Source organism: Sandarakinorhabdus sp., from assembly GCF_031422795.1.
GTDB lineage: Bacteria > Pseudomonadota > Alphaproteobacteria > Sphingomonadales > Sphingomonadaceae > Sandarakinorhabdus.
In genome coordinates this window covers 1-6,129 of sequence record NZ_JANPML010000459.1, presented here as the reverse complement: position 1 = coordinate 6,129, position 6,129 = coordinate 1, and the positions used below count along the sequence as shown (strand labels likewise).

The 6,129-nt window shown below is 63.1% G+C and carries 6 protein-coding genes; 4 read left to right on the top strand and 2 right to left on the bottom strand.

Annotation, left to right across the window (positions count from 1 at the left end; all coding sequences use genetic code 11):
• Window positions 1-751: thiamine pyrophosphate-dependent enzyme (locus tag RMO81_RS15485; protein ID WP_310476840.1), on the bottom strand; the 751-nt coding region annotated here is incomplete at its 3' end.
• Between the two features lie 147 nt (window positions 752-898).
• On the bottom strand, window positions 899-1,231 hold the full coding sequence (locus tag RMO81_RS15480; RefSeq protein ID WP_310476839.1) for a septum formation initiator family protein: 333 nt from the start codon (window positions 1,229-1,231) through the stop codon (window positions 899-901).
• A 103-nt stretch (window positions 1,232-1,334) separates the two neighbouring features.
• Here RMO81_RS15480 and RMO81_RS15475 point away from each other — a divergent pair, with 103 nt between their 5' ends.
• From RMO81_RS15475 to msrA, 4 genes are read left to right on the top strand one after another with little or no spacing between them, the layout of a single operon-like run.
• The gene (locus RMO81_RS15475) at window positions 1,335-3,374 is read left to right on the top strand and encodes a 3-hydroxyacyl-CoA dehydrogenase NAD-binding domain-containing protein (protein WP_310476838.1); all 2,040 of its coding nucleotides are present in this window, start codon (window positions 1,335-1,337) and stop codon (window positions 3,372-3,374) included.
• Window positions 3,371-4,525, top strand: coding sequence for a DUF3089 domain-containing protein (locus RMO81_RS15470; protein WP_310476837.1), 1,155 nt, complete (start codon window positions 3,371-3,373; stop codon window positions 4,523-4,525). Before RMO81_RS15475 ends, RMO81_RS15470 begins: the two co-directional genes overlap by 4 nt.
• A gap of 37 nt (window positions 4,526-4,562) precedes the next feature.
• On the top strand, window positions 4,563-5,051 hold the full coding sequence (gene msrB, locus RMO81_RS15465; protein ID WP_310476836.1) for a peptide-methionine (R)-S-oxide reductase MsrB: 489 nt from the start codon (window positions 4,563-4,565) through the stop codon (window positions 5,049-5,051).
• Window positions 5,052-5,055: 4 nt separating this feature from the next.
• Entirely contained in the window at window positions 5,056-5,736 is a 681-nt protein-coding gene (msrA, locus tag RMO81_RS15460) for a peptide-methionine (S)-S-oxide reductase MsrA (RefSeq protein ID WP_310476835.1), read from the top strand.
• Window positions 5,737-6,129 lie beyond the last annotated feature (393 nt).

Genomic DNA, 6,129 nt, shown 5'->3' with positions numbered 1-6,129 from the left:
CCGCCTGTTTGGCAGCGCCGCGCACGGCCAGCACATCCATGCCGTCAACCTGCAGGCCCGGCACCCGGAAGCTTTCGCCGCGCCGATACAATTGGTCTTCCGAACTGGCGCGGTTGACCGAGGTGCCCATGGCATACTGGTTGTTTTCGATGACAAAGATCACCGGCAGCTTCCACAGCTCGGCCATGTTGAAGCTTTCATAGACCTGGCCCTGGTTGGCGGCCCCGTCGCCGAAATAGGTCACAGCAATATGGCCATCGCCCTTGTATTTGTGGGCAAACCCCAGGCCAGCGCCCAACGGCACCTGCGCCGCCACGATACCGTGGCCGCCAAAGAACCCATGTTCAACACTGAACATGTGCATCGAACCGCCCTTGCCGCCGCTGATCCCGGCCGCACGACCGGTCAATTCTGCCATCACCGCCTTGGAACTGATGCCGCAGGCCAGCATGTGGCCATGATCACGATAGCCGGTGATGATGGAATCACCCTTGATCAGTTCGGCCTGCAGACCCACCACCACGGCTTCCTGGCCGATGTAGAGGTGGCAGAAACCGCCAATCTGGCCCATGCCATACAACTGGCCGGCGCGTTCTTCAAAGCGGCGGATCAGCACCATCTGGCGGTACATTTCCAGCAGCTGATCACGTGAAGCGACGAACCGTTCCGGTTCATCAGGCCGCGGCCAGTTGGATTGCGGCGGGGTGGATGCGGCCTTGCGGGCACTGTTACGGGCGGGGCTGCGTGCCAAGTTGATCACCTTTCACTGGCGGTACCCGCTCGGTATAAAATGCCGCACCCCCTCCGAAAAGCCCCTATCCAGCGCAAAGTGCCAAACAGGTTATTCGCAAGGCAATTCAGGAAATCAGCCGGCAGCCGCTGCCGGCTGCGGCGGCGTTCAGATGCCGGCCGAAGGCGCCGGCTGCAGCGGCACGATCACCTCGTCCGGCTTTACCAGATCGAGATTGCGGCGCACCAGTTCATCGGCCAGATCGGGATCGACATGACGCGGATCAAGCAGCACGAGCCTGCGCTGCAGCGCGGCCTGCTGTTCCTCGCTGGTCTGCACCGCGTGTTGCAGTTTTGAACGCTGCACCTTGTATTCGCGCCAGGCGACATAGCCCGTAGGGCCAGAAACGGCGTGGAAGGCGAAATAACTGGCAAGAGCCACGCACAGCGCCGGCAGCGCGGCGCGCGTCATCAGCTGTTGCAAGGTCAGTTTGATCGCCATTCCCAAGGAAACTACGCAAACACTGGCCTATCCACAAGGCTGCAATTGCGCTGAAGTGATGCTAGCAATCCACAGCAACGCAATAATCGGGGAGAAAACAGCCATGGCCGCCATCAACAACGTCGTCGATCTCGCAAAGGATGGCGATATCGCCGTCGTCACGGTCAATTCGCCGCCGGTCAACGCTTTGTCGGCCGACGTGCGCGACGGCCTGGCCGGTGCTTTTGCTGCCATCGCCGCCGATTCTGCGGTGAAAGCCGCCGTGCTGGTCTGCGCCGGGCGCACCTTCATTGCCGGGGCCGACATTTCCGAATTCGGCAAGCCACCGCGCGGCGCGTCGTTGCCGGCTGTGCAGGATGCGATGGAAAGTTCACCGGTGCCGGTGATCGCCGCCATCCACGGCACGGCGCTGGGCGGCGGCCTGGAAGTGGCGCTGTGCGCGCATTACCGGGTGAGCGATGCCAAGGCCAAATTCGGCCTGCCCGAAGTGAAGCTGGGCCTGCTGCCCGGTGCTGGTGGCACGCAACGTCTGCCGCGCATCGTGGGCGCGATTAAGGCGACCGAAATGATGACCAGCGGCACGCAGATGGGCGCCAAGGATGCGCTGGCCACCGGGCTGGTCGATGAAGTGGTGGACGGCGACCTGACCGCCGGTGCCATCGCCTTTGCGCGAAAGGTGCTGGCCGAAGGCCGCCCGCTGAAGAAAGTGCGTGACGACAACAGCAAGCTCGGCGGCGACGCGGCCAGCCTGGCGCCGTTCTTTGCCGAATTCCGCAAGGCCAATGCCAAGGCGTTCAAGGGTTTCGAGGCGCCGGAAGCCAACATCAAGTGCATCGAAGCAGCGGTGTCCCTGCCCTTCGACGACGGCCTGAAGGTTGAACGCAGCGAATTCATGAAGCTGATGACCGGGCTGCAATCCGCCGCCCAGCGCCATGTGTTCTTTGCCGAACGCGCTGCCGCCAAGATCGATGGCCTGCCCGCCGACATGCAGCCGCTCCCCGTGAAAAAGGTCGGCGTAATCGGTGCCGGCACCATGGGCGGCGGCATTTCGATGAACTTCCTCAGTTTCGGCATCCCCGTCACCATCGTCGAAATGAAGCAGGAAGCGCTGGATCGCGGCGTTGGCGTGATCCGCAAGAATTACGAGAACAGCGCCAAAAAGGGCCGGTTCAGCATGGACGAAGTCGAAGCCCGCATGGGCCGCCTGACGCCGACGCTGAACATGGCCGATCTCGCCGATTGCGACATGATCATCGAAGCCGTGTTTGAAAATATGGCCGTGAAGAAAGACATTTTCGGCAAGCTCGACACCATTGCCAAGCCGGGCGCGATCCTGGCCAGCAACACCAGCTATCTGGATGTCGACGAAATTGCCTCGGCCACCTCGCGCCCTGAATCGGTGGTGGGGATGCATTATTTCTCCCCGGCCAACGTCATGCGCCTGCTGGAAGTGGTGCGCGGCGCCAAGACCGATCCGCAGGTGCTGGCCACCGCCATGGCCATCGGCAAGGCCACCGGCAAGATCGCCGTTGTGGCCGGCGTGTGCCACGGCTTCATTGGCAACCGCATGCTCAGCCGCCGCCAGCAACAGGCCAATCTGTTGATGCTGGAAGGTGCAGGGCCGGCTGATATCGACCGGGTGCTCACCGATTTCGGTTTCCCCATGGGCCCGTTCCAGATGAGCGATCTGGCCGGGCTGGATATCGGCTGGAGCGCCGAAACATCGAAGGGCGAAAGCGTGCGCGACCGCCTGTGCGAAGCCGGCCTGCGCGGCCAGAAGAACGGCAAGGGCTTCTATGTTTACGATGAAAACCGCAACCGCACGCCCAACCCCGAAGCACTCGCCATTATCGATGCCTATGCCGTGGAAAAGGGCATCAACCGCCGCACCATCGACGATTCTGAAATCCTGGAACGCTGCCTGTTCCCGATGGTGAACGAAGGCGCCCGCATCCTTGCCGAAGGCAAGGCCCAGCGCGCCAGCGACATCGATATCGTCTGGATCAACGGCTATGGCTGGCCGGTCTATCGCGGCGGCCCGATGTTCTGGGCGGAAAATGATGTCAGCCGCGCGCGCATCGTCGAAGTGCTCGAAAAGATGGGCGAAGAGGTGTCGCCGGTGCTGAAGGACGGCTGGAAATGAAGGCGCTGCTGCCGCTCCTGGCGCTGCTTGCAGCGCCGGCTCTGGCCCAGCCAGCGGCCTATGCCGCGCCGGATTATCGCAATCCGGCAAGCTGGCTGTGCCTGCCAAACGTGAAGGACGCGTGCAGCGGCGATATCAGCACGTCGCGCGTGGCTGCCGATGCGAATGTCTCGCTCGACATGCTGCCAGCGGCCAAGAAGCCCAAGATCGACTGTTTTTACGTCTATCCGACGGTTTCCACCGATCCGACGCCCAACAGCGACATGACAATCGATCCGGCCGAAACCAACGTGGCAACACTCCAGGCGGCGCCGTTCCGCCAGGCCTGCCGCGTTTATGCGCCGATGTATCGCCAGGTGACGCTGGCCGCGCTGCGTGATCGCATGCTGGGCAAGCCGACCACGGCCGACCGCATCATGGCCTACAAGGATGTCTCGGCCGCGTTCGCCGATTATCTGAAGCACGACAACAAGGGCCGCGGCATCGTCCTGATTGGCCACAGCCAGGGCAGCGGCGTGCTGAAAGCGCTGATCCAGGAAGAAATCGAAGGCAAGCCCGTCGCCAAGCAGATCATCGCCGCTTATCTGGCCGGCACCAACATTCTGGTGCCGCAAGGCAAGGATATTGGCGGTGATTTCAAGACGATGCCGCTGTGCCGGGCTGCCAACCAGATCGGCTGCGTCGCGACCTGGGTGACGTTCCGTGATACAATGCCGGTGCCGGAAGGCAGCCTGTTTGGCCGCCCGCCCGCCACCCTGGCAGCAGGCATGGCGGTCGCTTGCACCAATCCGGCCGCTCTTGCCGGCGGCCGCACCACGTTGCGACCGCTGATGGTCAATCGCACGGGTGTGGTGGACATGGGTTCAGCCGTGCCGAAATGGGCAAAGGGCCGCAACATCTACACACCGTTCGTCGCCCTTCCCGGCTTGATGACCGGTGAGTGCATGACCCGCGAGAATGCCAATATCCTGTCCATCGGCATCAACGCCGATCCGGCCGATCCGCGCACTGATACGATCAACGGTGATGTGGTGGCAGGCGGCCAAGTGGTGCCGGCATGGGGCCTGCACCTGATCGACATGCAGGTGGCGATGGAAGATCTGGTCGATCTGGCCAAAACGCAGGGGAATGCCTGGCTGCGGCAACGCTGAGCGTAACTTTTCTGGTCGCGGCTGCGTATATGGTGGCATGACCACAAGACGCACCCTGCTCGGCCTGCTGGCCGCATCGCCCTTTTTCGGAGGGGCCTTCACCCCGGCGCTCGCCGCAGTCAAGGCCTTTGCCGTCAGCTTCACGCCCGACGAATGGCGGCGCCGGCTGGGCAAGGATGCTTTTGTCGTGCTGCGCGAAGAAGCCACGGAACGGCCCTTCACTTCGCCGCTCAACAACGAAAAGCGCACCGGCACCTTTGTCTGCCGCGGCTGCGACCTGCCGCTGTTCAGTTCGGCGCACAAGTTTGACAGCGGCACCGGCTGGCCCAGTTACTGGCAGCCGATCACCAAGGCCGCCATCGGCAGCACCGTGGACAAGAGCTATTTCATGGTGCGCACCGAAGTGCATTGCAGCCGCTGCGGCGGCCACCAGGGCCATGTGTTTGACGATGGCCCGAAACCGACCGGCTTGCGGTATTGCATCAACGGCCTGTCGCTAAAATTCCTCCCCGCCAAGGCAGCCTGACCCCATGAAGACCAAATTTCCCGCCGCAGCTTTGGTTGCGGCCACCCTCTCCCTGTCCGCCTGCGGCGCAGCTGTTGCCGCCGAGCGCATGGTGCTCGCCCCGGCTCCGGCCGTTGATGCACCGCTGGCCAAGGCACCGTTGCAACGGGCCGTATTTGCCGGCGGCTGTTTCTGGGGCGTGGAAGCCGTGTTCGAGCGGGTGAAGGGTGTTCGCTCCGTCGTGTCGGGCTATGCCGGCGGCGCCAGGGCCACGGCCATCTATGAAGTCACTGGCAGCGGCCTCACCGGCCATGCCGAGGCGGTGGAGATCACCTACGATCCAGCGGTCGTGAGTTACGGGACTCTGCTGCGCATCTTCTTTTCGGTCGCGCATGATCCGACACAGTTGAACCGCCAGGGCCCGGACAGCGGCAGCCAGTATCGCAGCGCGCTGTTCACGAGCGGCGCGGAGCAGGACCGGATTGCGAAGGCCTATGTGGCGCAGCTGGAGAAGGCCGGCACCTGGAGGCCGAAGATCGTCACGACGTTCGAAGGCGCCAAGCCCTTCTATGCAGGCGAGGGCTATCACCAGAATTACCTGCGCGCCCACCCGACCCAGCCCTATATCGTGTGGAACGATATTCCCAAGGTGGAGGGCTTCAAGCGGCTGTTCCCGGCACTGTGGAGTGAAAAGCCGGCGGCGTGAACACACGGCTCCCCTCCCCTTCAGGGGAGGGGCTGGGGGTGGGGTGTGCCGCAAGAACAAACCTGCCGATGTCGAGCTCGTCGAGCCACAACCTATCCTCTGAGTAAGCCCCTGCCCGCGCGGCCGGCGGCCAAGCCGCCGAGTCCGCTTCAGGGGCCAGGGAAGCAAAGCAAGTGCGTGGCAGAGCCACGCCGTCGGACGAGTCAAAAAGGGCAGCCTGCGGGCCGCCCTTTTCGATCGCCGTCCGATCTTGCCGGAGTCGGCAAATAGCGGGGCTATTTGCGCGACCGGCTGCGATCAATGCCCGCCGCCGTTGAGCGCCTTGACGATATTCTCCACCATCTTCTTCGCATCTGCCAACAACATCATGGTGTTGTCCGCATAAAACACCGG